Origin of the sequence: Trichococcus paludicola (assembly GCF_003052295.1) — a bacterium.
Lineage (GTDB): Bacteria > Bacillota > Bacilli > Lactobacillales > Aerococcaceae > Trichococcus > Trichococcus paludicola.
This window is the reverse complement of record NZ_QBLC01000002.1, coordinates 101,587-124,917: the sequence shown is the minus strand read 5'-3', so window position 1 is coordinate 124,917 and position 23,331 is coordinate 101,587. Positions and strand designations below refer to the sequence as shown.

Annotated in this window: 22 protein-coding genes; 2 read left to right on the top strand and 20 right to left on the bottom strand. The window is 46.3% G+C overall.

Annotated features, from left to right (window positions below; all coding sequences use genetic code 11):
* Positions 1 to 84 precede the first annotated feature (84 nt).
* From C7R56_RS03430 to C7R56_RS03420, 3 genes are all read right to left on the bottom strand, one after another.
* Positions 85 to 1,860: an ABC transporter ATP-binding protein gene (locus C7R56_RS03430; RefSeq protein ID WP_107995197.1), complete on the bottom strand. Its 1,776-nt coding sequence runs from the start codon at positions 1,858 to 1,860 to the stop codon at positions 85 to 87.
* Complete coding sequence (locus C7R56_RS03425; protein WP_107995196.1) at positions 1,857 to 3,611, bottom strand: ABC transporter ATP-binding protein; 1,755 nt, start codon at positions 3,609 to 3,611, stop codon at positions 1,857 to 1,859. The genes C7R56_RS03430 and C7R56_RS03425 overlap by 4 nt, the downstream gene beginning before the upstream one ends.
* Before the next feature lie 86 nt (positions 3,612 to 3,697).
* On the bottom strand, positions 3,698 to 3,928 hold the full coding sequence (locus C7R56_RS03420; RefSeq protein ID WP_199902973.1) for a YneF family protein: 231 nt from the start codon (positions 3,926 to 3,928) through the stop codon (positions 3,698 to 3,700).
* A 242-nt stretch (positions 3,929 to 4,170) separates the two neighbouring features.
* On the opposite strand from C7R56_RS03420, the gene lexA reads away from it, so the two are divergent.
* Positions 4,171 to 4,794 (top strand): transcriptional repressor LexA, encoded by a 624-nt coding sequence (gene lexA / locus C7R56_RS03415; RefSeq protein WP_107995194.1) that lies wholly within the window; start codon positions 4,171 to 4,173, stop codon positions 4,792 to 4,794.
* An 87-nt stretch (positions 4,795 to 4,881) separates the two neighbouring features.
* On the opposite strand, the gene C7R56_RS03410 is transcribed toward lexA, so the two are convergent.
* The 15 genes from C7R56_RS03410 to C7R56_RS03340 all read right to left on the bottom strand — a co-directional run bounded on the left by C7R56_RS03410 (position 4,882) and on the right by C7R56_RS03340 (position 20,805).
* On the bottom strand, positions 4,882 to 5,394 hold the full coding sequence (locus tag C7R56_RS03410) for an adenine phosphoribosyltransferase (RefSeq protein ID WP_107995193.1): 513 nt from the start codon (positions 5,392 to 5,394) through the stop codon (positions 4,882 to 4,884).
* A 16-nt stretch (positions 5,395 to 5,410) separates the two neighbouring features.
* Positions 5,411 to 7,741, bottom strand: a complete 2,331-nt coding sequence (recJ, locus tag C7R56_RS03405) for a single-stranded-DNA-specific exonuclease RecJ (protein WP_159072141.1) — start codon at positions 7,739 to 7,741, stop codon at positions 5,411 to 5,413.
* A gap of 139 nt (positions 7,742 to 7,880) precedes the next feature.
* Positions 7,881 to 8,288 (bottom strand): LapA family protein, encoded by a 408-nt coding sequence (locus C7R56_RS03400; protein WP_107995191.1) that lies wholly within the window; start codon positions 8,286 to 8,288, stop codon positions 7,881 to 7,883.
* A 118-nt stretch (positions 8,289 to 8,406) separates the two neighbouring features.
* On the bottom strand, positions 8,407 to 9,336 hold the full coding sequence (gene rnz / locus C7R56_RS03395; RefSeq protein WP_107995190.1) for a ribonuclease Z: 930 nt from the start codon (positions 9,334 to 9,336) through the stop codon (positions 8,407 to 8,409).
* A 2-nt stretch (positions 9,337 to 9,338) separates the two neighbouring features.
* The gene (locus tag C7R56_RS03390; protein ID WP_107995189.1) at positions 9,339 to 11,198 is read right to left on the bottom strand and encodes an acyltransferase family protein; all 1,860 of its coding nucleotides are present in this window, start codon (positions 11,196 to 11,198) and stop codon (positions 9,339 to 9,341) included.
* Positions 11,199 to 11,236: 38 nt separating this feature from the next.
* The gene (gene obgE / locus C7R56_RS03385) at positions 11,237 to 12,544 is read right to left on the bottom strand and encodes a GTPase ObgE (RefSeq protein ID WP_107995188.1); all 1,308 of its coding nucleotides are present in this window, start codon (positions 12,542 to 12,544) and stop codon (positions 11,237 to 11,239) included.
* Between the two features lie 291 nt (positions 12,545 to 12,835).
* Positions 12,836 to 14,899 (bottom strand): glycine--tRNA ligase subunit beta, encoded by a 2,064-nt coding sequence (gene glyS / locus C7R56_RS03380; RefSeq protein WP_107995187.1) that lies wholly within the window; start codon positions 14,897 to 14,899, stop codon positions 12,836 to 12,838.
* Positions 14,900 to 14,903: 4 nt separating this feature from the next.
* The gene (gene glyQ / locus C7R56_RS03375; protein WP_086628188.1) at positions 14,904 to 15,815 is read right to left on the bottom strand and encodes a glycine--tRNA ligase subunit alpha; all 912 of its coding nucleotides are present in this window, start codon (positions 15,813 to 15,815) and stop codon (positions 14,904 to 14,906) included.
* Between the two features lie 269 nt (positions 15,816 to 16,084).
* The gene (recO, locus tag C7R56_RS03370; protein ID WP_107995186.1) at positions 16,085 to 16,924 is read right to left on the bottom strand and encodes a DNA repair protein RecO; all 840 of its coding nucleotides are present in this window, start codon (positions 16,922 to 16,924) and stop codon (positions 16,085 to 16,087) included.
* Positions 16,925 to 17,014: 90 nt separating this feature from the next.
* Entirely contained in the window at positions 17,015 to 17,926 is a 912-nt protein-coding gene (gene era, locus C7R56_RS03365) for a GTPase Era (RefSeq protein WP_086984756.1), read from the bottom strand.
* A gap of 10 nt (positions 17,927 to 17,936) precedes the next feature.
* On the bottom strand, positions 17,937 to 18,326 hold the full coding sequence (locus C7R56_RS03360) for a diacylglycerol kinase family protein (protein ID WP_234402565.1): 390 nt from the start codon (positions 18,324 to 18,326) through the stop codon (positions 17,937 to 17,939).
* A gap of 7 nt (positions 18,327 to 18,333) precedes the next feature.
* Positions 18,334 to 18,816: an rRNA maturation RNase YbeY gene (ybeY, locus tag C7R56_RS03355; RefSeq protein WP_107995184.1), complete on the bottom strand. Its 483-nt coding sequence runs from the start codon at positions 18,814 to 18,816 to the stop codon at positions 18,334 to 18,336.
* A gap of 8 nt (positions 18,817 to 18,824) precedes the next feature.
* Positions 18,825 to 19,772, bottom strand: coding sequence for a PhoH family protein (locus C7R56_RS03350; protein ID WP_234402580.1), 948 nt, complete (start codon positions 19,770 to 19,772; stop codon positions 18,825 to 18,827).
* Between the two features lie 240 nt (positions 19,773 to 20,012).
* Positions 20,013 to 20,186, bottom strand: coding sequence for a 30S ribosomal protein S21 (rpsU, locus tag C7R56_RS03345; protein WP_086627850.1), 174 nt, complete (start codon positions 20,184 to 20,186; stop codon positions 20,013 to 20,015).
* A gap of 184 nt (positions 20,187 to 20,370) precedes the next feature.
* Entirely contained in the window at positions 20,371 to 20,805 is a 435-nt protein-coding gene (locus tag C7R56_RS03340; RefSeq protein ID WP_281251181.1) for a Fur family transcriptional regulator, read from the bottom strand.
* 89 nt (positions 20,806 to 20,894) lie between these two features.
* Here C7R56_RS03340 and C7R56_RS03335 point away from each other — a divergent pair, with 89 nt between their 5' ends.
* Positions 20,895 to 21,731: a pyruvate, water dikinase regulatory protein gene (locus C7R56_RS03335; RefSeq protein WP_107995182.1), complete on the top strand. Its 837-nt coding sequence runs from the start codon at positions 20,895 to 20,897 to the stop codon at positions 21,729 to 21,731.
* A 77-nt stretch (positions 21,732 to 21,808) separates the two neighbouring features.
* Here C7R56_RS03335 and C7R56_RS03330 read toward each other — a convergent pair whose 3' ends face one another.
* Both C7R56_RS03330 and C7R56_RS03325 read right to left on the bottom strand, forming a co-directional pair.
* Entirely contained in the window at positions 21,809 to 22,660 is an 852-nt protein-coding gene (locus C7R56_RS03330; protein ID WP_107995181.1) for a TPM domain-containing protein, read from the bottom strand.
* A 28-nt stretch (positions 22,661 to 22,688) separates the two neighbouring features.
* Entirely contained in the window at positions 22,689 to 23,270 is a 582-nt protein-coding gene (locus C7R56_RS03325) for a LemA family protein (protein WP_199902972.1), read from the bottom strand.
* Between the last annotated feature and the right edge of the window lie 61 nt (positions 23,271 to 23,331).

The following is a 23,331-nucleotide window of genomic DNA, read 5'->3' as shown; positions in this document are numbered from 1 at the left end:
CATCATCTCGAAAACAACCAAAAAAAACAGCGCCGGAAAATTTTTTTCCGGCGCTGTTTTTTTGAATTGCTGTTCAACAAGCGGTCAGTCGTTCATCGACTGCAGCATGTACATGTCATAATAGGTACCCTGTTTGGAGATCAGTTCTTCGTGTGTACCTCGTTCGATGACGCGCCCTTTCTCCAATACCAAGATCAGATGGGCATCGCGGATGGTGGACAGACGGTGAGCAATCGCAATCGTCGTTCGGCCTTCACGCATTTTCCGCATGCTTTCTTGGATCAGGAGTTCTGTTTCTGTGTCGATATTAGCCGTGGCCTCGTCAAGGATGAGCACTTTCGGATCACGCAAAATCGTTCGGGCGAACGAAATCAATTGTCTCTCACCACTCGAATAACTGGCTCCGCGCTCGATCACTTTTGCATGATAGCCTCCAGGCAGCGACGCGATGAATGAATCGGCATGCACAAAGGCAGCCGCGCCTTCGATATCGCGGTCGGTATAATCCTTGTTCATTAAACGGATGTTATGCGAAATGTCCCCGTAGAACAGGAACGAATCCTGCAGGACCAAGCCTATTTTTGAGCGGATCTCCTCGATCGGGTACGTCTTGATAGATTTTCCGTCAATCAGGATGTCGCCTTTCTCGAACTCATAAAAACGCAGCAAAACATTGATGATCGAACTTTTTCCGCTGCCGGTGTGGCCCACCAGCGCGACCGTTTCGCCTGGATTGGCGGTGAAGCTGATGTTTTTGAGCACATCCTGCTTCCCGTCATAGGAGAAGGAAACATCTTTGAATTCGATCCTTCCCTGCGCAATTTCCAATTCCGAATCCCCAGGTTGGCTTGGCGCCAACTCGGCATTATCCAATACGCTCAGTACCCGCGAACTGGAGACGATGCCGTCCTGCAAGGCGCTGAGGTTGTCCATCATCATCCCCATCGGACGGAAGAAATTTTGGATATAGGTTGTGAACGCATAGATGACCCCAAGCTCCACGACGCCGTTCAACGTCTGATAACCGAATAACCATAGGACGATCGCCAACGCGATGGCCTGCAACAGATTGACGACCGGCATCAGCATCAAGGCGTTCATCTGGACCATCGCTACGCGCCCTTTGCTGTAGTCTTCATTGATCGCGTCAAATTCCGCGCGCAGCCGTTTTTCCTGGCGGAACTGCTGGATGATCGCCATGCCGGAAATCGATTCATTCAATTTCGTGTTCAGTTGGCTCAGTCTTTCGCGCATTGTGCGGTAAACGCGCGTGCTGTACTTTTGGTAATACCAAATCAGACCGGCCATGATCGGGACAAAAACGATGAAAAGAAGGGAAATCTGCTTGTCCAATGTCCACATTGCGATGAACACTGTGATGATGCTGAAGATCCCCTCTGCCAGAGCCAAAAATACATTCCAGAATTCCTTGATCGTTTCGGTGTCATTCGTGACGCGCGAAACAATCGATCCAGCCGGGGTGGTGTCATAGTAGCGCATCCCCAATTGATTGACCTTACGGAAAACGGCATTGCGGATATTCTCAACGGTTTGTTCGGACGCCATGCTGAAAATATAGCGCTGCAGATACGTGACCAACATCTTCAGCAGGACAACTCCTACATATGCCAGCGCAAATAGCACACTGATGTCGGTCGTGACATTCCCAACAGCCAGATAGTCATCCATGTAAATTTGGATGATGCGCGGCGCCACCACATTGACCAGCGACAACGCGATGCTGAAAAGCAAAGCGATCAAAAATTGATTGCGGAAAGGATGGGCAAAGTGGAAGATTCGTTTGACTACCCGGAGTTGTTCCTTCAATGAGATTGTTTTAGACCATACTGATCCACTCATGCTTCATCCGCCCCTTCCAATTTGGTTTCGAGTTGTTGTTTTTCGTACATTCTGCGGTACCAGCCGTCCAGTTCCATCAACTCATAATGCGTCCCGCGTTCGACAATGCGCCCTTCATCAAGGACAATGATCTCATTTGCATGCATCACGCTGCTGATCCGATGGGCTGCGATGATCGTTGTCTGATCGGCTCGCTTTTCCTTAAGCCCCGTCAGGATCGCTTCCTCCGTCTTCGCGTCCACCGCGGATAAGGAATCATCCAGGATGAGCAGCTCAGGTTCAGTCACTAAAGCCCGCGCAATCGCTATCCGCTGTTTTTGTCCACCGGATAAGGAAACGCCCCTTTCGCCAACCAACGTATCGTAGCCCTCGGGAAAACCAAGAATGTCATGATGGATGGCGGTCAAGCGCGCTGCCTCTTCAACCTTTTGTTGGCTGATTGATGGATCAGCGAAACGGATGTTTTCCCTCACGTCAGAAGAGAACAGGAAGTTGTCTTGGGGAACGTAACCGATTCCGCTCAGCAATGCATCCAATGAGTAATCACGGATATCGATCCCGTTGTAGTTGATGCTGCCGGCATATTGATCATACTCACGCAACAGCAGACGGAAAATCGTGCTTTTGCCCGATCCGGTTCTGCCGACAATCCCTAATGTTTGTCCCCGCTCCAAATGGAAACCGACGTCCTTCAGGCTGATTTCTTCACTGTTCGGGTAACCGAAGGAGGTTACCTGAAAATCCAGATCGCCTGTAACCGGAGTCCGGACAGCATTTTTTTGCTCCTGGATCGTTGATTTTTCCTTAAGAAGCTCATCAATCCTGCTGTAACTGGCACTGCCTCGTTCCAGCACATTGAATAATCTACCTACTGCCAACATCGGCCACGCCATCATGCCGATATAACTGATGAACGAAACCAGCTGGCCGATACTGATGCTGCCTTCCACGACAAAACGGCCACCAAAGATGATCGTCAGTGCGAAAGAAAGCCCCAAAATAAGTTGGATCGCCGGGTCAAATAAGGCATCAACCAAGTAGACAGCTTTATTTTTCACGACGACATCCCTCGTCATCGCTTCGAAATCACGAATATCTTCTTCTTCTTCACCGAACGTCTTGATTACCTTAACGCCGGAGACACTCTCCTGCGTTTTGTCATTCAGATTAGAGAAAGCAGCTTGTGCCTTGCGGAAACGCTTGTGCATCTTCTGTCCGAGGATTCGTGACACCAGCGTCAAAGCCGGTAACGGAATCATGGCGATAAGCGTCAAACGCCAATCAATCAAGAAGAACATTGTGAAAAGCGTGATCCCGCCTGAAGAAATCGAATCCGCCAATGTGAGTATGCCTGCGCCTGCGACCATCCTGATCGCATTCAAGTCATTCGTCGCATGCGCCATCAGATCGCCTGTCCTGTATTTCTGGAAAAAGACAGCGTCCATTTCGGTGAAATGCTTAAACAATCGCGAACGCAGTATCTTTTCTAACTCTGCCGAAGTACCCCAAATCTTCATCCGCCAAATATAGCGGAAAAGGTACTGCAAAATGCCTGCTATCAATATGATCGCCGACCACTTCCACAAAGAAGCCATCGTTAGGGTCCCTAAGGCAATTTCATCGATGATGATTCCGACAACGCGCGGCGAAACAACCTGAAGTATCGCCACAATGATCAGGAAAAAGACGCCTACAAAATACGATTTCCATTCTTGACGGAAAAACCAACTCAATTTTTTGAAAATACTCACGTTTATTACTCCCTTCTTACCTGTATTCGGACAAAATAAAAATGTGGAACCGTAGAGATCCACATTTTGTATATTATTTCATTATTCTATTTCTTTTTCTTTGTTGATTGTGTTTTCATAGAAGCCATGATTTGTTTTACTTTTCTTTCGGATGGTTTTTGACCCATCTGCATCATCATAGAACGCAACATTTCTTCATTGATTGGTGGATTTTCTTCAAAATATTTTACCATATAACGTCTTGCAAGGAAAAATCCGCCAACCGCGCCTATTACTATTCCTAAAATGACCATCATTACCCATGCTGTTGTTGACACGTATTCATCCCCCTTTCCAAAGCATTCATTCATTAATTGTACTAAAGATTATGAGAAAAAGAAATAGCAATCACGGATAAATTTAGCGAATTTTCGAAAACGCTTCAGCGGTTGCCGGTTTCAGGATAATTTTAAGCATATTCTCGCGTCACTCCCGAGAATATGCGAACATCTGTTTGATTTTTTAGATGATTAATGGTATTCTAAACTTATAAATTTAGGATTACGGAGATGATGATCTCATGGTTAAAAATAAAGATTCACGCCAAGTTGAAGTGCTTCAATACATTTATGAAGAAGTCCAGGAAAAAGGCTATCCGCCGACCGTAAGGGAAATCGGGAATGCAGTCAAACTTTCCTCAACGTCCACAGTGCACGGCCATCTGTCGCGTCTAGAAAAAAACGGTTTTATCCAACGCGACCCTACAAAACCACGTGCGATCGAACTGACCCAAGCAGGTCTGGATAAACTCGGGATCATGTCGGATAAAATGCCGCTATTGGGTACCGTCACAGCCGGTGCTCCCATCCTGGCTGTCGAAGAAGCAACAGATTATTTCCCGGTTCCGCCGGATCTGAAATCCTCTTCCGGAAGTTTGTTTATGCTTAAAATCCGCGGAGAAAGCATGATCGACGCCGGTATATTCGATGGCGACTCAGTGATCATCAGAAAACAATCCACGGCCGAAAACGGTGATATCGTCATAGCTATGACGGATGATGATGAAGCGACCTGCAAACGATTCTATAAAGAAAACAACTACTACCGTCTGCAACCTGAAAATGCCAGCATGGATCCGATCATCTTGGATTCCGTCATCATTCTGGGAAAAGTAGTCGGTCTGTACCGGAACCACATCATATAAGGGTCAGTCCCCCGACTGCCACAAAAAGGCTGCCAACTTTTGGCAGCCTTTTTGCGTGTCCGTTCATTTTCGGATTATTTATTGTTCTTAGTATTCCATCAGCGTGAAGATGTCATACCCTTGGATCAGGTCACGGCCTTTTAAATCCAACAGCTCGATCAGGAATGCCAAACCGACGACTTCTCCGCCTAATTTTTCCACCAACTCGATGGTTGCGGCTGTAGTGCCGCCAGTTGCCAATAGATCATCGCAAACCAACACTTTGTCACCAGGCAGGATGGCATCTTGGTGCAGTTGCAGTGTTGCTTTTCCGTACTCCAGTCCGTAGGATACTTCCACCGTTTCGCGCGGCAATTTGCCTTTTTTACGGGCCATTGCGAATCCACAGCCTAATTCCACTGCGACCGGACAGCCGACCATAAACCCACGCGCTTCGGGTCCGACTACTTTATCGACATTCAAGTCCTGGGCATATTTCACGATTTCTTTGATCGAATAACGGTAAGCTTCTCCGTTCGCCATCAAGGGTGAAATATCGCGGAAAATGATGCCTTTCTCCGGGAAATCTTTGACATCAGCAATATATTGTTTCAAGTCCATTTTGTGTTCCTCCTAATTATTGTACCATCATCTGTTCATTCAACCAATTCGTCAACTGCGAAAACGGGCTGTAGATGAATACCTTTTCAGCTTCCATTTTCTGCAGGCGATCTTTGTATACCTGGGTGTCGTCCAAAGCTCTTTTGACAGGGTTTTGGACCTCATTGATGAAACCATTGTCTATTGTAACAAATCCCGCCTCCAAAAACACTTGAATCATAAAAATGGCAAGATTTTTTTTGATTTTTAAGTATTTTGCTAAGGCATCTAACCGATTTCTCACATCGATATCCTTATGGGAACGGATATATTGGTAGAATTTCGCAAACTGGTCTTTAGGAGGGACTCCGTCTGCGTAAATGCTGTTTGTTTCATGAGAGACGACATACACATTTTCGAACTGATTGCTCTTTAAAAGATCAGCCAACAAATCCATCTTTAAGGGGCATTCGAAGAGCACCAAGTTGCTGGCACTGACATCCTGAAGAGCATCCGCTGTATTGTCAGTGAGTAACGCAGCGTTCGAACTGTTCGGGATGCGCTCATAAAATTGTTTCATGATACCGGAAGTCGAAAATAGATACAGGGCATCTTCCACAGCCAATACCGATTCTTGGATAATCGAACTCCGTTTGTCGAAAAACTGGACATGTTTGTTTTTGATGTCCTTCAGTTGCAGTTGCGGTTTCGCGCTATCCCGCCAAACGTTGATCGAAAGTTCTCCGATCAGAGAAACGACATCCGCCTCGTTCAAGTGGTTGCTGATGCTTCCTTTGTTGAAGCCAATCACATCCAGAAAGAGGTTTTTGTCCTTAAGCTTGAATTTCAGATGTTTGTTGTCCGCACCGATCTGTCTGATATCTGTCAACGGTACATTTTGGAAGCCGAATATAGGCTTTTGATTGTCGGTCCCGTATGGTTTGAGCAATTCCAATTCCTTCAAAAACGGCAGTGTGACATCAGCAAGCGGCAGCATGGCGTCTATATAAATGGATTCGCCCAACACGATCGCATCATGATAAATGGTCGCATAGTTGTTTATTTTTTCTCTGAAGGCTGGCAAATCGGCAGCGGGAAGGCTCATGCCCGCTGCCATTTTGTGCCCTCCAAACTTCGTGAGCAAGTCTTTTGAATCGGTCAGTGCCATATAGATATCCAACGCTTCCGTGCTGCGGGCCGATCCTTTTGCGATGCCGGTTTTTTCGTCGATGCGGAATAAGACAGTTGGACGCCCGAATTCCTCGACCAACTTGCTTGCAACAATTCCAAGTACGCCCTCGTGCCAATTCGTGTTGCCCAACACTACAATATCCGGCAGGCTTTCGTTATTCGCCAGTTCGGCACTGGCTTCTTCATGGATGGATTGGACAATTCCCTGTCTCTCGACATTCTTTTCCTGTATGTAAGCAACCAGTTCAGCTATTTTTTCCTCATCGAATGACAGCATCAGTTCAGCGCCTGGACCCGCATCCTCCAACCGACCGACTGCATTCAAACGCGGACCGATGATGAAACCGATGCTTTCCTCGTCCAAATTAGCCGCGTCTATTCCCGCGGCTTCCATCAGCGCAGCCAAACCGAGCCGATGCGTTTGTTTCATGACTTGCAGTCCCTGCTTCACGATCCAACGATTCTCGCCTGTTAAACTGACGAGGTCCGCAACGGTACCGATAGCTGCCAAATCGAGCGATTCATAAGGCATTTCCCCCAGCAAGGCCGCTGCAATTTTCAGAGCGACACCAGCTCCGGAAAGATCCGGGAAAGGATAGGATCCGGCAGGATGTTTCGGGTGGATGATGGCATACGCGTCCGGCAACGCATCTGGCAATTCGTGATGGTCGGAAACAATGACATCCACGCCCATTTTTTTAGCCATCGCTATCGGTTCGTGGCCTGAAACCCCGTTATCGCAAGTAAGAATCAGTTGTGCCCCATTCTCGATCAATTTCTTGAATGCAGCAGCATTGGGGCCATAACCATCCGTGAAACGATTCGGCAAATAATAGCCGACATTGCCGCCCAATACTTCTATCGTTTCCACGAGAATGCTTGTGCTTGTGATGCCATCCGCATCATAATCCCCATAAACGACGATTTCTTCTCCAGCCTCAATAGCTTCCATCAAGCGGTGGATTGCTTTATCCATATCATGCAGCAGATATGGATCATGGAATTCCATTTCTGCCCCATCAATGAAAGCTTTGATTTGCTCTTTTGTTCCCAAGCCTCGCTGCATGCAAAGCGTAACAAATTTTTCTGATAAGCCTGTAGCCTGACTGATTTCCCTGCTTACAGAATCATCAATTTCTGATTTGCGTATTTTCCAATTCATCTTTGACGATAACAATTTATCGACTCCTAACTATTTAAACTGTACGGGTGCACCTAGGCCCCAGTAATTCAAAAAAGACTAGAAGCTGAAATCGTTCTAGTCTTTCTTTGCAACTGAAAGTGGCCGATTGGATAAATCTGCCACTCTATTTTCGTCAAACGCTTGGCTGATTCGGGTTACCCACTGTAAACTGTTTGACCAATTCCTCTTCAAGGGATTTGATTTTGTTGTCTTTCTGAGTCAGTTCCGCTCTCAGATCGGCGATTTGCTGTTCATACCCGACTTTCGTAGCATCGACTGCCGCTTGGATTTCTTTCCCTTTTGTATCAATCTCAGTGCGCATCTGTTTAAATTCTTTATTCTTCTTCGTTGCACTGCCTGTCGCAACCAACAAGGTGATGAGCGAGCCCATCAGTAGAGAAACAAGGATGACAATGATAAGAGGTCCATCCACAACTGCGAACCCAAAATTGACTGGCACAGCATCGACATTGAAAACGGCAAATAACACAATGATGATGATTAAAATTATGCCTGCTACTAATCTCCATTGATTTTTCATTATAATCGCCTCACTCATTTTGATATATCCCACTCTTATTATCATCTTTTTGCCGATGGATAGTCAACTTGCAACACTTATCAACGGAATGATTCTCAGAGGATCAAGCTTCAGGGGATCATTTCGTCAGCGCTATTTCGAACTCATCATAATCGTTGACGAGTTTCGTGTCAGGAAAGACTTTGCGTGCATCCCGCTGCAACTGGTGCGCATTGCCGTTGAGGTAACGGGCGCTGATGTGGGTCAAATAGAGTTGCTTAACATTTGCTTCTTTGGCTACTTTAGCTGCATCGATGCATGTGGAATGGAAATAATCCGACGCAATCGCTTGGTCTTCCTTCCCGAAGGTGCTCTCGTGAACCAGCACATCGGCATTTTTAGCTAAAACCACTGTGTTTTTCGTTCTTCTTGTGTCGCCCAGAATCGTTACGATACGTCCTTTAGTCGTTTTCCCGATAAAATCCAGCCCATTGATGGTTCTGCCGTCCGGTAAAACAACAGTCTCCCCATTTTTTAGCTTTCCGTAGAGAGGTCCCGCTGGAACATCCATCTCTTTCAGCTTATCGGCCTGCAATTCGCCCGGATAGTCTGCCTCTTCGACACGGTATCCGTAAGAAACGATGCCGTGATTCAGTTTTGCGCAACTCACGCGGAACTGCTCATCTTCAAACACTACGCCATCTTCGGTTATTTCATGAAAGAAGATTGGATAGCGCAAGTGGGACTGGGAAATACGCAGACTGGTCAAAATAAATTCTTTGATTCCAACAGGGCCATAGATGTTCAAGGGCGTATTGCCGCCTTGAAACGCCCTGCTGCTCAAGAACCCAGGCAAGCCGAATATATGATCTCCATGCAGATGGGTAATGAAGATTTTTTCGACTTTCCTGGGTCGAATCGTTGTTTTGAGCACACGTTGCTGTGTCCCCTCCCCGCAGTCAAAAAGCCAGATGGCATTGCGTTCATCCAATAGTTTCAATGCTATGCTGGAAAGATTTCTGCTGGTGGAAGGGACACCTGCTCCGGTGCCTAAAAATTGAATTTTCATAATCAATTGCTCCCATTTTCATCATTTAATTCTTGATAGATTTCCTCAGCCACAAAAAGGGCTAATTGTTTTGCTCCCGTTGGATTCGGATGGACCTGGTCCTCCAGAAGCCACTCGTCATGCCCGCTGCTGTAGGTATTCCAATCCAAAATATGGACATTGGAATGGGTGCTTTCGGCAAGCGTCAACTGCTCGTTCACGCCGTCCTTCCAGATTCTCGGAACATTTGTCGTGAGGAAAAATAGATCCCGCGATGTCCCGATTTCCTTTATGAACGTTTCCATTTGGGTTTGGGTGAAAGTCCCATTGGAACCTAAGAATACCACGACGGTGTCATGCAATTGTTCCCGCTTCTCCAAAGCAGCAATGACCGCAGAAGTTTGGTAAAGCTGTCTGCTGACGGCACCATCCACAACCGCTTGACCGAATATCGTCACCAGTTGATCCGCGACGGAGAGTAATACAGAATCGCCTATGAAGGTAATATCTGCGCTGTGAGCAAACAACACGGTCTCCCGTTCGAGGCCTTCGATATTGTTGATGGCCCTACTGCGGGTGGACTCGTCACGATTCATGTCATCCATTTTACTTTGGCTGGCTGCAATCTGCTGTCGCAGTTCCTCCACAGCAACATTCTCGCCGGATTCTGCTTGGACAAATCCCGCCAGAGCGGTCAGCAAGAGGAAGAAACTGACGAATGCCGCAATTTTTGCCGAAAAATGCCTGACTGAGTCTGCCAATCCGGAAGCCTTTATTTGGGCAATCGTATCGGCAGGGCTACAAAACTGCACAGACGTCATCTTCCAACGTTTTTTTTCGAATAATTGGTAACCTATTTCGGAAAGGATAACCATGAAGGCCAGTTGGATCAAAATGTGGCGTCCGGGATCAACGCTCGTATCGATTACTTTCGCTTGATAAAGGGAAAGTACAGGATAATACCAGAGATAAAGCAGGAAACTCCGCCTGCCGAGCCACTGAATCGGCTTGAACCGCATCATTCTTGAAAGAGTCGTTGCCGGATGTGCTGTCAAGATTACCGCAACGCCGATGATGATACTGTTTAGGTACATTCCACCTCTGTAAGTGAATGTCTGACTATCAAGCATCCTGCTGAACATCAACCCGAGAATCGCGTAGCTGAAAAATCCTGCAAGCGTCAATCTTCGCTTCGTTCGTTTCGACACTGGCTCGTTCAATTTCGTTAACGGCCACACAACCGACAGCGCACTCCCTATCATAAATGAAAACAAGCGCGTATCCGTCCCATAATAGACGCGCGAGGCGTCCTCTCCTGGCACATACAGCATGGCCATCGCAAGGGCAGAAAACAAAGAAAGCCCGACAGCTGTGTAGAAGATGATCCGTTTATCCTTGAAAAGGGCCATCAGCAAAAGAACAATCAAAGGCCAGATGACATAGAATTGGCTTATGACCGAAAGGAACCAGAGATGCAGGAAAGGTGATTGCACATAGAATTGTTCGAAATAAGACCCGCCCACAGAAATTTGCCACCAGTTGTTGACCATCCCCAATGACGAAAGAAGCCATGGCCGCAAATTCAGTAATAAGTCCCTTTGGAACAAAGTGATGTAGGCAGTCACCGATACCAGCATCCCCAGTAACGGAAGGAACAACCTGTTGAACCTTCTGGCCAAATAGCGTTTATAAGCCAACTTCTCTTTTTGGCCGTATTCTTCAATCACCGACGCTGTGATGAAATAACCAGTCAAAACGAAAAAAATGTTTACAGCCAAGTAGCCGCCAGGCAAAACATGAGGCATCAAATGATAGAAAATGATGGCAAGAATCGCAAGGGCCCGCATTCCATCCAATGGAATGGAGCGTGTCTGTAATGTCACGATAATTATCCCCCATTTATTGGTTATGGTGATGCTTTTTAATCTACGAACTCAAAATGGTAGGTCATGATACGGACCATGTCCCCATCTTTCGCTCCCTTGGCTCTCAGTTTTTCATCCACGCCCATGGAACGTAATTGACGCGCGAATCGCATGATGCTTTCATCATGCGCAAAATTGGTCATGTTGAATAGTTTTTCTAATCTTTCGCCACCCAATACCCACGTGGAATCAGGATCGCGCCCGATAGTGAATTGTTCTTGATTTTCTTCGAATTTGTAAAGGACGGATGATTCAACTTCTTCTTCGTCGAATAATGGGAACTCAGGAGTATCCTTCAGAACTTCAGCAGTGTAATCCAATAATTCGGCTACGCCGGTAGTCGACCAGGCTGAGATCGGGAAAATTCTTGGTGCTTCGTCATCCCCGAATTTTTCGGCGATTTGCTGTTTGAAGATCTCAAGATTGTCTTCCGCTTCCGCCACATCCATTTTGTTGGCTACAATGACGGTAGGTCTTTCCAGCAAACGCAATTGGTAACTTTCCAATTCCTTATTGATTTTTTCATAGTCATCGAAAGGATCTCTGCCTTCTGTGCCACCCATATCGATGACATGCAGAATGACTCTTGTGCGCTCGATGTGGCGCAAAAATTGGATTCCCAGACCGACGCCTTGAGACGCGCCTTCGATTAATCCCGGTAAATCGGCCATGACAAACTCTTCTCCGCTGCGTGTTTGTACCATACCTAAGTTAGGCACAAGCGTAGTGAAGTGATAAGCTGCGATTTTTGGTTTCGCTTTTGATACGATCGAGAGTAATGTCGATTTACCTACTGATGGGAAGCCAACCAAACCGACGTCCGCGATGACTTTCAACTCAAGCTCCAACTCCAGCTCTTTCCCGGGTTCACCGTTTTCGGCGATTTCGGGTGCAGGGTTTCTCGCAGTGGCAAAACGGTTATTCCCGCGTCCGCCACGTCCGCCTTTTGCAACCACAGCCTGTTGTCCAGGTTCCGTCAAATCAGCGATGAGTTCTTTTGTTTCCGCATTGCGTACAATCGTACCAGGTGGAACTCTGACGATTGTATCTTTTGCACCGCGGCCGAACATGCTTTTGCTCATGCCGTTTTCGCCGGGCTTACCTCTGAAATTCCGGTTGTAACGGAAATCCAATAACGTGCGCAGACCTGGATCCACTTCAAATATGATGCTTCCCCCACGGCCGCCATCGCCACCTGCAGGACCCCCATCGGGAACATACTTTTCGCGACGGAACGCTACCATTCCATCGCCGCCTTTACCGGCTTTTACATGCACTTTTGCATGATCCAAAAACATTGACATCTTTTTTCCCCCTTGGAAAACTGTTCGGCACTCTTTGTGCCAAACAAAATGATTCGATTGGTCCAACTTTTTCAAAAGCGTTTCTGCAGTCAAAAATTTGGACAAGTATCCTTAATAAATAATTTGCGTTTCTTTCTTCTGAACCGCTCATTCTCCCCTCTTAATTTACCATATTAACCAAAAAACGAAAAGAAAATACAGTATTGAGGGTCTAGATCCTCCCCACACACGGTGGAAGACAAAATGATGGAGCCGGGAGTAAACAATGTTAGCCCCGCCTCCATCACTTCACTATTTAAGGATCAATTTTCTGACATCAGCAAACTGTAGAATGCTCAAAGTCAGGTTGCCAAGCGTGTTCAAGCGGTTGCTGCGGATAGCAATATCCTCGACCATGACCATATTTTCATCAAAATAAGCTTCAATGTATGGTGCAATCGCAGCTAAGGCGGCGTAATCCGCTTCAGGATCGCCGTGGGACAGAGCCAAATCGAGATGGTTGATCTGCACATACAAATTCTTCTCGCTGGCTGTTTCCAGCAGATCTTTCTGAACGGGAATCGATTCATCAGGATTCCCGGAAATGTTTACGACACGCGCAAGAGCTTCCATAACTACCTTGAATGATTCCTCTTCACTGTGCGCCTGCAATACTTTAGCGTTAGCGAACAAGGTGTTGATATCTTTTTCACCGGATTGAAGAACTGCTTCCACTATGTCATAACGGATGGCATAGGTTTGAAGTTTCTGTTGGATACGGCCATTTGCGAAAACGGTAAGTTCATTCATTGTTTTATCGAATGATTCTGCATCTTCAACCGCATAAACCTCCGTCAACAAGGCTGACAGCAGTTCTTCCAACGAGAATGCCCATTGGTATTTCTCGATGATCTGAATGACCCCAATCATTTGGCGGCGCAAAGCATAAGGGTCGTTCGATCCTGTCGGGACCATACCCTGCAGGAAGAAACTGATGATGCTGTCCAATTTGTCCGCCATCGCCAAAACTGCTCCGATTTGAGTTTCCGGCAATTCGCCCTCACTGGATACCGGAAGGTAGTGTTCGCGGACCGCGGTTGCTACAGCAGCAGCTTCACCTTGTTGCAATGCATAGACCTCACCCATGATGCCTTGCAGTTCCGTAAATTCGGAAACCATATTGGTCACCAAATCAAATTTGTAGATGGCTGCTACACGCAACAAATGCGTTTTGTCGTCCTCTTCCAGATCAAGCACATCAGCAAGATGGGCAGCGATTTTCGCTGTGTTGTCCATCTTATCATGAATGGAGCCGATTTTCGAATGGAATGTGACTTTCTTCAATTTTTCGACCGACTGCGCAATGGTGATGCGTTGGTCTTCGTTGAAGAAGAAAAGGCCGTCCTCAAGCCTTGCTGTCAGGACTTTCTCGTTCCCTTTTTTAACGTTATCGATGAATATGCCATTACCGTTGCGTACAGATATGAAGTACGGCAATAATTCCCCTGATTTGTCCTTCACTTCGAAATAGCGTTGGTGGTCTTTCATCGATGTGATCAATACATCCGCCGGCAACGTCAAGTATTTGCTGTCGTATTCGCCGAAGAATGCTGTGGGATATTCAACCAGTGAAGTGACTTCTTCCAATAAGGTTTCGTCGTTAGGGATGATCCAGCCATTTTCTGCTTCAATCTGTTGGAATTGGGCCCGGATCATATTTTTCCTTTTGTCCTGATCGGCGATGACGTGTTGTTCAGCCAATTTCTCCACATATTCGTCTGCATGAGCCAGCGTCACTTCTTCGCCTAAGAAACGGTGCCCGCGTGTGCTCCGGCCTGAAACGACATCCAACACCTGGAATGGGATGATTTCATCATCGGCCAATGCCGCAATCCAATGGATCGGACGGATGTACTTGAAATGATGGTTGCCCCAATGCATCGAAACAGGGAAAGTCAATGACTCAACGACTGTGTTCAATTCCTTCAGCACTTCGGATGATGCTTTTCCGTTGATTTCCTTCTTGACGAAAACAAACTCTACGCCCTTCAGTTCATCAAAGAAGATGTCTTCAGGAGTCAAGCCTTGTCCGCGGACGAAGCCCAGTGCAGCTTTTGACCAAGTACCGTCCGCCTGCAAAGCGATTTTTTTTGCGGGTCCTTTGACGACTTCAGCCAAATCCGCCTGTTTATCACTGACTCCGCTGGCGATGACCGCCAAACGTCTCGGCGTCGCATACATTTCGATCGCATCAAATCCGATGCGGTTTTCTTCCAAAAAAGCGGCCATTTTTTCTTTCAATTGGATACTGCTGCTGCGCACATATTTCGCAGGCATTTCTTCAAGTCCGATTTCTAATAATACAGTTTGACTCATCACGTTAGTCCTCCTTCAGGGCAAGTTCTTTTTGATCATCCGAAAGCAAAGGGAAACCCAGTTCTTTTCTCTTTTGGACAAAAGCTTTCGCCAATTGGCGCGCCATATTGCGGATACGTGCGAGATAACCCGCGCGGTCGGTCGCAGAAATGACCCCTCTTGCATCCAAAAGGTTAAAGGCATGCGAACTCTTCAGGACATAGTCATAAGCCGGATGCACGAGACCATTCTCAATCTGTTTCGTCGCTTCTGCTTCAAATGAATCAAACAGTTGGAACAACAAATCGACGTTGCTTTCCTCAAATGAATATTTGGAATGTTCATATTCCGGTTGGCCGAATATTTCTCCGTATTTCACGCCTTCGGTCCACTCAAGATCGTAGACACTGTTCACATCCTGGATATAGGAAGCCAGGCGCTCCAGCCCATAAGTGATTTCGCTTGTGACAGGGCTACATTCCAAACCGCCCACTTGCTGGAAATAGGTGAACTGGGTGACTTCCATCCCGTCCAACCAAACTTCCCATCCCAAGCCTGCGCATCCCAATGAAGGGTTTTCCCAGTTGTCTTCGACAAAGCGGATATCATGTTCGATCGGATTGATGCCCAATACTTTCAGGCTTTCCAGATATAGTTCCTGGATATTGTCCGGTGATGGCTTCATGACCACTTGGAATTGATGATGTTGGTACAGGCGGTTGGGATTTTCGCCGTAGCGCCCGTCAGCCGGACGACGCGAAGGTTCCACGTATGCAGCGTTCCAGGGTTCTGGACCGATTGCGCGCAAGAAAGTGTACGGGCTCATTGTTCCGGCACCCTTTTCAGTATCATAGGACTGCATCAAAAGGCAGCCTTGATCTGCCCAAAAATTTTGTAGCGCTTGAATCATCTTTTGCACAGTTAATTTGTTTTCCATCATAAATCTCCTCCACTTGAAATAATACATAAAAAAGTCCCTATGCATCAAGTCTCCTTGAAACATAGGGACGAATATTTTCGCGGTTCCACCCTAATTCCGGCAAATGCCGGCACTTCGTTACAGGACTCGGATATGCCTTTCCGCAATAGTCTCCCGCTTTGGCTCACACTATCCCAAATTCGCTTTTCGGTACTGACCAGAGGTACTTTTATCTTCAGCGTCCAGTATTTAGTTCTTCTCAATAGTAGCCTTGTTCCGGCAGAATGTCAAGAACTACTTGGATGGGACTGTTCGCCTTCGTTCGGCTTGTTCGACACCTCTCCAGAAGCGGAACGAAACGGAATTTCCACCTTTGTTTCCCAAGCGTACATCTGATCGATGAAACTCTTGCTTTTCAGGCGGATTCCGACATATTCCTCATAGAGCTCATCGATGAAGGCTCTGAGCGCCTGTTTCGTCTCCGATTTGATTTGGATATTCCTGACTTGCTTCGGCGTGACCAATTGGAAAATCCGCGCAAAATGGACAGCTGCAGGGCTTGCATGCGATCTTCTGGGATCTTCCCCGTAATGGTTCTGACACAAGGCACCGGAATATTTGACCGAATAATCGAAAGGTTCCTGCTTGCTGTGACAGATGACGCATTCCTGCAATTGCGGCGCAGCTCCAAAATATTTCAGCACCCGCATTTCAAAAATGTTCACCACGATTTCTGCATCCATCCCATTCTGCATAGCGACCAGGGATTCCTCCAACAAATCGTAGAGATCGGCGGCCTTGATGGCATCGTTGATTGCCGCATCGGCAAGGTTATTCAAATAGGTCGCATAGGCGTTCAGATGGATATCCGTCTGCATTTTGGAAAAGTGGATGATTTCACGGCTGTCCTGCAGAAAGCTTAGTCCGTCATCCTTGATACGGCCCAGATAAGTCGCTTTCGTGAATGGCAGCAACGCCGCTTTCAAGGAATGGTTCGGGTTTTTGATGTTCTTCACGAAAAACATCCGCTTGCCATGATCACGCGTAAATATTTTTACCAAAGCGTCCTTTTCCCTGTGTTTTCGGATCGATAAGACGATGCCATCAAATTCCTGATATGTCTCCATGTCGCACCCTTTCGAAAAGAGAAGAGTCCGGAAGGCAGCCTCCCAAACTCTTACTGATTGCTATTCATATATCAATTGAGCAATAACTGATCAATCGTAATCTTTTTGGCGGTATCCATAGTCCTGCAGATAACTCTGCTTGTCGCGCCAATCTTTTTGGACCTTAACCCAAAGCTCGAGGTAAATTTTATCGCCAAGCATCGCTTCGATATCCCGACGTGCCCGGACACCGATTTCTTTCAGCATTTTCCCGCCTTTGCCGATGATGATGCCTTTTTGACTGGCCCGATCGACGATGATGGTTGCATGGACGTGGACTTTATCGTCCTCGTTGCGCTGCATCGATTCCACGACGACAGCCACGGAATGCGGCACTTCTTCCTTGGTCAACTGAAGGATCTTTTCGCGAATGAACTCAGACACAACGAAGTATTCCGGGTGATCGGTCACTTGATCGTCCGGGTAGAATTGAGGCCCTTCCGGCATGTATTTTTTGATGGTGATCATCATTTCATCGACATTGTTCCCTTGGATTGCGGAAATCGGAACCACTTCATTGAACTCATTGTCTGAAGTATAGTCCATGATAATTTTCAGTAATTGTTCCGGCTTGACCTGATCTATTTTGTTGATGATCAAAAATTTCGGAGTGCGCAGGTTCTTGAGTTTTTCAAGAATAAAATTGTCGCCCGCTCCTCTTTTTTCTGCCGCATTCACCATAAATAAAACCAAATCCACTTCATTGAACGTGCTGTAAGCGCTCTTCAACATGAAATCGTTCAAGCGCGTCTGCGGTTTGTGGATTCCAGGCGTGTCGATGAAGACGATTTGGGAATCATCCGAAGTGACTACACCTTGGATTTTGTTCCGGGTAGTCTGCGGGACATCGCTCATGATGGCGACTTTTTGACCGACGATTCGGTTCAACAGTGTCGATTTCCCTACGTTTGGTCTCCCGATGATAGAGACAAATCCTGATTTGAAACCTTCTTTTTTATTCATAAAAAACTCCTCAAATTAACTTATAATATAATTCCACAAACTTGGGCAAAAAAATGATGGCCGCAATAAGGATGGCAAAGAATGCCGTAACCAAGACCGCACCAGCCGCAATGTCCTTTGCTTTCTTTGCGAGCGGGTGGTATTCGTAATCAGTCACCAAATCGACGACATTTTCAAATATCGTGTTAAGAAACTCCATAATGATAACCAGAAAAATGCAGAAGATGATCACGATCCATTCCGTTGGGCTCGATTCGAAGAACCAAGCCAACAAGAGCGGTATCAAGCCAACCAAGGCATGACTGCGCATGTTTTTTTCTTCTTTGAGGATAATGCCGATGCCGTCCAAAGCATGCTTCACTGAAGCAAAGAAGCTTGGATTCTTTCCGATTTTCCCCATCTTTTCCCTACTCGTCTCTTTTAAGTCCATAAGCATCCAGTATCTCTTTCTGAAGACCGAACATTTCCTTTTCGTCTTCTTCCGTCATGTGATCATAACCATTCAAATGCAGGAAACCATGCAACGCAAGGAAGCCTAGTTCTCTCTCGAAACTGTGACCATAGGACTCCGCTTGTTCAGCGGTCTTGTCGGTCGAGATGATGATATCGCCGATATTTGTCGGAAAGGCGCCGGTTATGCTTTCCATGTTGATTGGGAAAACGTCATCCATGTCATCGTTCAGCGCAAAGCTGATGACGTCCGTGGCCTGGTCTTTGTTGCGGTATTCACGATTGATTTCCCGGATGCGCTCATTGTCCACAAAAGTGATCGATAATTCGGTATCGGGCGTCAACTTCAAATACTCTCCTGCAAAAGCAATCAAGGAATGGACCAATTCAATGTGCTCTTTCTTTACAGATTCGGTTTCATCAAAAATATCTATTTCCATATAATCGCTCACTTTTCTATGTTGTGTTTTGTTTCCGCTTTGACATCGTATGCTTTGATGATGCTCGCAACGACCGGGTGGCGCACGACATCATAAGTATCAAAGGTAACAAAAGTGATGTCTGGGATCCCCTGAAGTTTCTTCTCGGCATCGATCAATCCTGAAAGGGCGCCTTTCGGCAAATCGATCTGGGTCTTGTCGCCGTTGATGATCATTTTAGACCCGAAGCCGAGCCGCGTCAGGAACATCTTCATCTGTGCAACAGTCGTGTTCTGCGCTTCGTCAAGGATGATGAAGGCATCTTCCAGTGTCCGTCCGCGCATGTAAGCGAGCGGCGCAATTTCGATGACTCCCCTATCCATCAAGCGGGTTGTGTGCTCGACGCCATAGATGGCATAAAGCGCATCGTAAACCGGTCGCAGATAAGGGTCAACTTTTTCCTTCAGATCTCCGGGCAGGAAGCCGAGGTTTTCTCCTGCTTCAACAGCCGGACGGGTCAGGATGATTTTTTTCACCTTACCGTTCTTCAGAGCCTCCACCGCCATCACAACGGCCAAGAAGGTTTTTCCGGTTCCGGCAGGTCCTATTCCAAATACGACATCTTTTTTCTTGACGGCTTGCACATATTGCCTTTGGCCGAAATTCTTCGCCCGGATAGGTTTGCCTGCGTACGACCTGCCGATTTCCTCTTCGTAAAGGTTAATGAAGAAATCAAGGCTTCCGCGCTCCGACATTTTTATAGCTGTGACGATATCTGTTTGTGAAATAGGGATGCCGCGCGCTAACAATTCCAAAAGTTGCTTCAACAGGGAACGGGCCTTGTCGACAGCTGGCTCTTCGCCACTGATTTCGATTTTCATGCCGCGGCTTGTAATGGTCACATGCAAAGCATCTTCCAGCATCTTCAGATGCTTATCCTGTGATCCAAATAATTGAGGCAAAACGGATGCATCCATCACTTCAATTTTCTCTGTTTTATTCACTTTATCGGTCAAACAAGCTACACTCCTCTTTTTGGGAATTTTTTTCATTGCTAATTGCTAATAGTATAACATAAAGCGGCTTGGCTTATGAAAATATTTATCCCCTTTTGATCTAGGCGCTTTTCTGGACAACAAAAAAATGAAATGATACGGAGATCATCCCATTCTTTATCGATTAGTCTCTAAGAATTTTAGAAAGTAAGCATCCGGCTATTAGAATTTACGCTTTCTAGCAGCTTCAGATTTCTTCTTACGTTTCACACTTGGCTTTTCATAAAATTCATGTTTACGAGCGTCTTGTAGAGTTCCAGTTTTTGAAACAGTACGTTTAAAGCGACGAAGAGCATCATCAAGAGATTCGTTTTTACGAACAACTGTTTTTGACATTAAATATTCCCTCCCTCCGAGCATTAAAAGTAACGTTTCCTTTTGAAAAAATATTAAAATCAAAATGAAATTGTTCTTTTGATATTATATCATAGGAGAAAGCAATTGCAACGTTTTATTGCAAAACTAAAAAGTGGATTATCCTATTGGGCAAAAGCTTCACTTCATTGGCCAAAGGGACGCCCTATGCATTTGCCAAACATTTCTTGCAGACTCCAAATATTTCGAAGCGATGGGACGAAATTTGGCACCCTTCCAACTGTTGCTCAAAGAAATCCATCGGACACATCTGCAAAGCAATTGTCATCCCGCATTGTTGACAAATAAAGTGATGATGATGGTGCCCCTCGTGCAAACAAGTTATCCGGAACAGCTTTTCGTTGTTCAATTCTGTTTCTTCCAAGATACCAACTTCCACAAAAGTATACAGGTTGCGATATATCGTGTCATAGCTGAGTGTTGGATATTCATCCTGTAACGCATGCAGAACAGCTTTTGCGGACAGATAGCGGTTAGCTTCCACAAAAACCGTAATGATATCTTCTCTTTTTTGGGTATATTTATAACCTTGTTTCTTTAATTGCTGCAGTGCAATGGTTACGGTATCTACCGGCATCATTTTCCCTCCCGACTCTATCAATTTCAAATTGACTATAGTATATTATTAGTGAGATTGCAATCATTAAGATTCAGGAAGGATGAAATTATATGGATCAACCAGAGCAACATGACTTGCATTTTGTGATCATATCCGATTCGGTAGGAGACACCGCCAGAAAAGTCCTCCAGGCTGTCTTGGCACAATTCCCATCAATAACTGTTCATATGTATCATTACCCGTTCATTCGAAAAATGAAAGACTTGGAGCCTGTATTGGTAGAGGCCAAAGAGCTGAAAGCATTCGTCATCCATACTTTAGTCGTCGAGGATTTAAGTGAATACACGGATAGTTTCTGCGCTGCAGAGGGCTTGCCTTGCTACAATATATTGAAAGCAATGGTCAGTGATATCACCGAAATGACCGGGCAGCAACCCATACGGAGAGCAGGCGCCCTACATCGGTTGGATGATGAATACTTTAACCGGATCAGCGCCATCGAGTTTGCCGTCAAGTACGATGACGGGAAAGATCCAAAGGGTTTCTTGGATGCCGATTTGGTCCTGCTCGGCGTTTCCCGCACTTCAAAGACGCCGCTCTCTATGTTTTTAGCGAACAAGACCATCAAAGTCGCAAACCTGCCGATTATGCCGGAAGCTTCAGTGCCAGACGAAATTTGGCAAGTGGATCCTAAGAAGATCGTCGGATTGACCAATGATGCAGAGGTATTGAATAATTTCCGCAAAGAGCGGATGATTGCCTACGGATTATCACCGGAAACCATTTATTCGGACATGGACCGCATCCGGGCTGAGTTGGAATACGCCTATGAATTGTACAACAAATTGGGTTGCATCGTCATCAACGTTTCCAAACGTTCTATAGAAGAAACAGCCGCCATCATCATGAGCAGCATCGAAATTTCCGATACTACCATAATACCCTGACATAAAAAGAAGAGGACCCGGATTAAAATTCCGGCCCTCTTCTTTTTGTTTTTATATTCATTGCTGCAACAGGTGCGTTAGAACCCTCTGCTGGATCCGCCGCCTCCGGAAGAACCGCCGCCTCCGAAGCCGCCCCCTCCGCCAAAGCCACCGCCTCCGAAACCGCCTCCTCCGAAGCCTCCACGATGATTGTTGCCGCGATAACCGCCTCCGCCTCCGCTAAGAAGCAACCACCACAACGGATTCATTCCACCACCACGTCCACCACGTCCACCGCGACCGCCTCTGCCGCCAAAAAAGAAGGACAACAGCAACAGGATGAACAGGAATTGGACGATTGACGCGAAGAACGATGAATCGCCTTCCGCGTATTGCGTTGGATCGACAGGATAGCCGGAGAAAATCACTTCGTCATCATATTGGTATTCCTGATTGACGACAACTGCCGCCTCAGTAAAGATTTCTTTCAGACCGCCATCGAAATCATTGGCCGAAAGATACTCCAGATGATTGTCCAGAATTCTACCGGTTCTACTGTCCGTTAAGGCACCTTCCAGGCCGTAACCGATTTCGAAGCGAATTTCCCTTTCCTCCAGAGCCAACAAAATCAGCACACCATTATCAGCATCCGCCTGGCCAATTTTCCACTTTTCGAACAAATCGACAGAATACTCCTCGATTGTCTCACCCTGCAGTGAATCTACCACTGCCACGACAACTTGGGGTTTTTCTTCGGTCAATTCATACTGCTCATTCACGCTCATGATGAATGTTTTTGTTTCTTCGGAGAGCGTACCGCTTGGATCATAGACATAAAATTCGGTTGTCGGATCAGGTAACTCCTGGGCGTTTTTGGATGGCGCGAACACCATCGAAACGAAGAATGCTCCTAAAACCAAAAGTAGTTGCCATCGTGCCTTTTTCCTCATTTGAAACAAAGCATCCTCAACCCCTCAATTATTCGTCGTCTGTATTCAGGTCTACACTAGGTGCGGTTTCAGCGCCGCTGACCGCTTCAAAATAAGATTTTTCATCAAATCCGAAAAGCCCTGCCATGAGCGATCCAGGGAACCGTTTGACTTTGTTGTTATATTGTTGCACAGATTCGTTGTAACGATCCCTTTCGACAGAAATCCTGTTTTCGGTACCTGCCAATTCATCCATAAGGGCCGTCACTTGTTCGTTTGATTTCAGTTCCGGGTAGTTCTCTACAATTACCAACAGACGCGAAAGTGCGGATTCCATTTCGTTGCTGGCTGTAACCTGTTCTTCAGTCGTCTGGGCACTGCCGATTCTTGCGCGGGCATCAGCGATTGCACCGAATACTTCCTGTTCCTGTTCCATAGCGCCTTTTACCGATTCCACCAAGTTGGGGATCAGATCATAACGTCTTTGTAGTTTGGTTTCCACATTCGCCCATTGTACATCGACATTGCTTTCCTCCGTCACCAAACCATTATAAGAGCTGATCAATGGCACTCCCAACAGCAACACCGCAATAAACACTCCAATTAAGCCTTTCAACCAACCTTTCATCATTCCATCTCCTTTATTCTTTCATTTTGTGCTTACATACAATTATCCCTGATTTAAGGTAAAA

Excerpts from the sequence above, each read along its gene's own strand:
- rpsU (WP_086627850.1), bottom strand. The coding sequence starts at position 20,186 with ATGTCAAAAACAGTTGTTCGTAAAAACGAATCTCTTGATGATGCTCTT.
- C7R56_RS03350 (WP_234402580.1), bottom strand. The coding sequence starts at position 19,772 with ATGGATGCATCCGTTTTGCCTCAATTATTTGGATCACAGGATAAGCAT.
- C7R56_RS03340 (WP_281251181.1), bottom strand. The coding sequence starts at position 20,805 with ATGATGCCGGTAGATACCGTAACCATTGCACTGCAGCAATTAAAGAAA.
- C7R56_RS03400 (WP_107995191.1), bottom strand. The coding sequence starts at position 8,288 with ATGAAAAATCAATGGAGATTAGTAGCAGGCATAATTTTAATCATCATC.
- lexA (WP_107995194.1), top strand. The coding sequence starts at position 4,171 with ATGGTTAAAAATAAAGATTCACGCCAAGTTGAAGTGCTTCAATACATT.
- C7R56_RS03360 (WP_234402565.1), bottom strand. The coding sequence starts at position 18,326 with ATGGGGAAAATCGGAAAGAATCCAAGCTTCTTTGCTTCAGTGAAGCAT.
- glyQ (WP_086628188.1), bottom strand. The coding sequence starts at position 15,815 with ATGGAAAACAAATTAACTGTGCAAAAGATGATTCAAGCGCTACAAAAT.
- obgE (WP_107995188.1), bottom strand. The coding sequence starts at position 12,544 with ATGTCAATGTTTTTGGATCATGCAAAAGTGCATGTAAAAGCCGGTAAA.
- C7R56_RS03430 (WP_107995197.1), bottom strand. The coding sequence starts at position 1,860 with ATGAGTGGATCAGTATGGTCTAAAACAATCTCATTGAAGGAACAACTC.
- glyS (WP_107995187.1), bottom strand. The coding sequence starts at position 14,899 with ATGAGTCAAACTGTATTATTAGAAATCGGACTTGAAGAAATGCCTGCG.
- C7R56_RS03410 (WP_107995193.1), bottom strand. The coding sequence starts at position 5,394 with ATGGACTTGAAACAATATATTGCTGATGTCAAAGATTTCCCGGAGAAA.
- recO (WP_107995186.1), bottom strand. The coding sequence starts at position 16,924 with ATGGAGACATATCAGGAATTTGATGGCATCGTCTTATCGATCCGAAAA.
- C7R56_RS03330 (WP_107995181.1), bottom strand. The coding sequence starts at position 22,660 with ATGAGGAAAAAGGCACGATGGCAACTACTTTTGGTTTTAGGAGCATTC.
- C7R56_RS03325 (WP_199902972.1), bottom strand. The coding sequence starts at position 23,270 with ATGATGAAAGGTTGGTTGAAAGGCTTAATTGGAGTGTTTATTGCGGTG.
- ybeY (WP_107995184.1), bottom strand. The coding sequence starts at position 18,816 with ATGGAAATAGATATTTTTGATGAAACCGAATCTGTAAAGAAAGAGCAC.
- era (WP_086984756.1), bottom strand. The coding sequence starts at position 17,926 with ATGAATAAAAAAGAAGGTTTCAAATCAGGATTTGTCTCTATCATCGGG.
- rnz (WP_107995190.1), bottom strand. The coding sequence starts at position 9,336 with ATGAAAATTCAATTTTTAGGCACCGGAGCAGGTGTCCCTTCCACCAGC.
- C7R56_RS03335 (WP_107995182.1), top strand. The coding sequence starts at position 20,895 with ATGGATCAACCAGAGCAACATGACTTGCATTTTGTGATCATATCCGAT.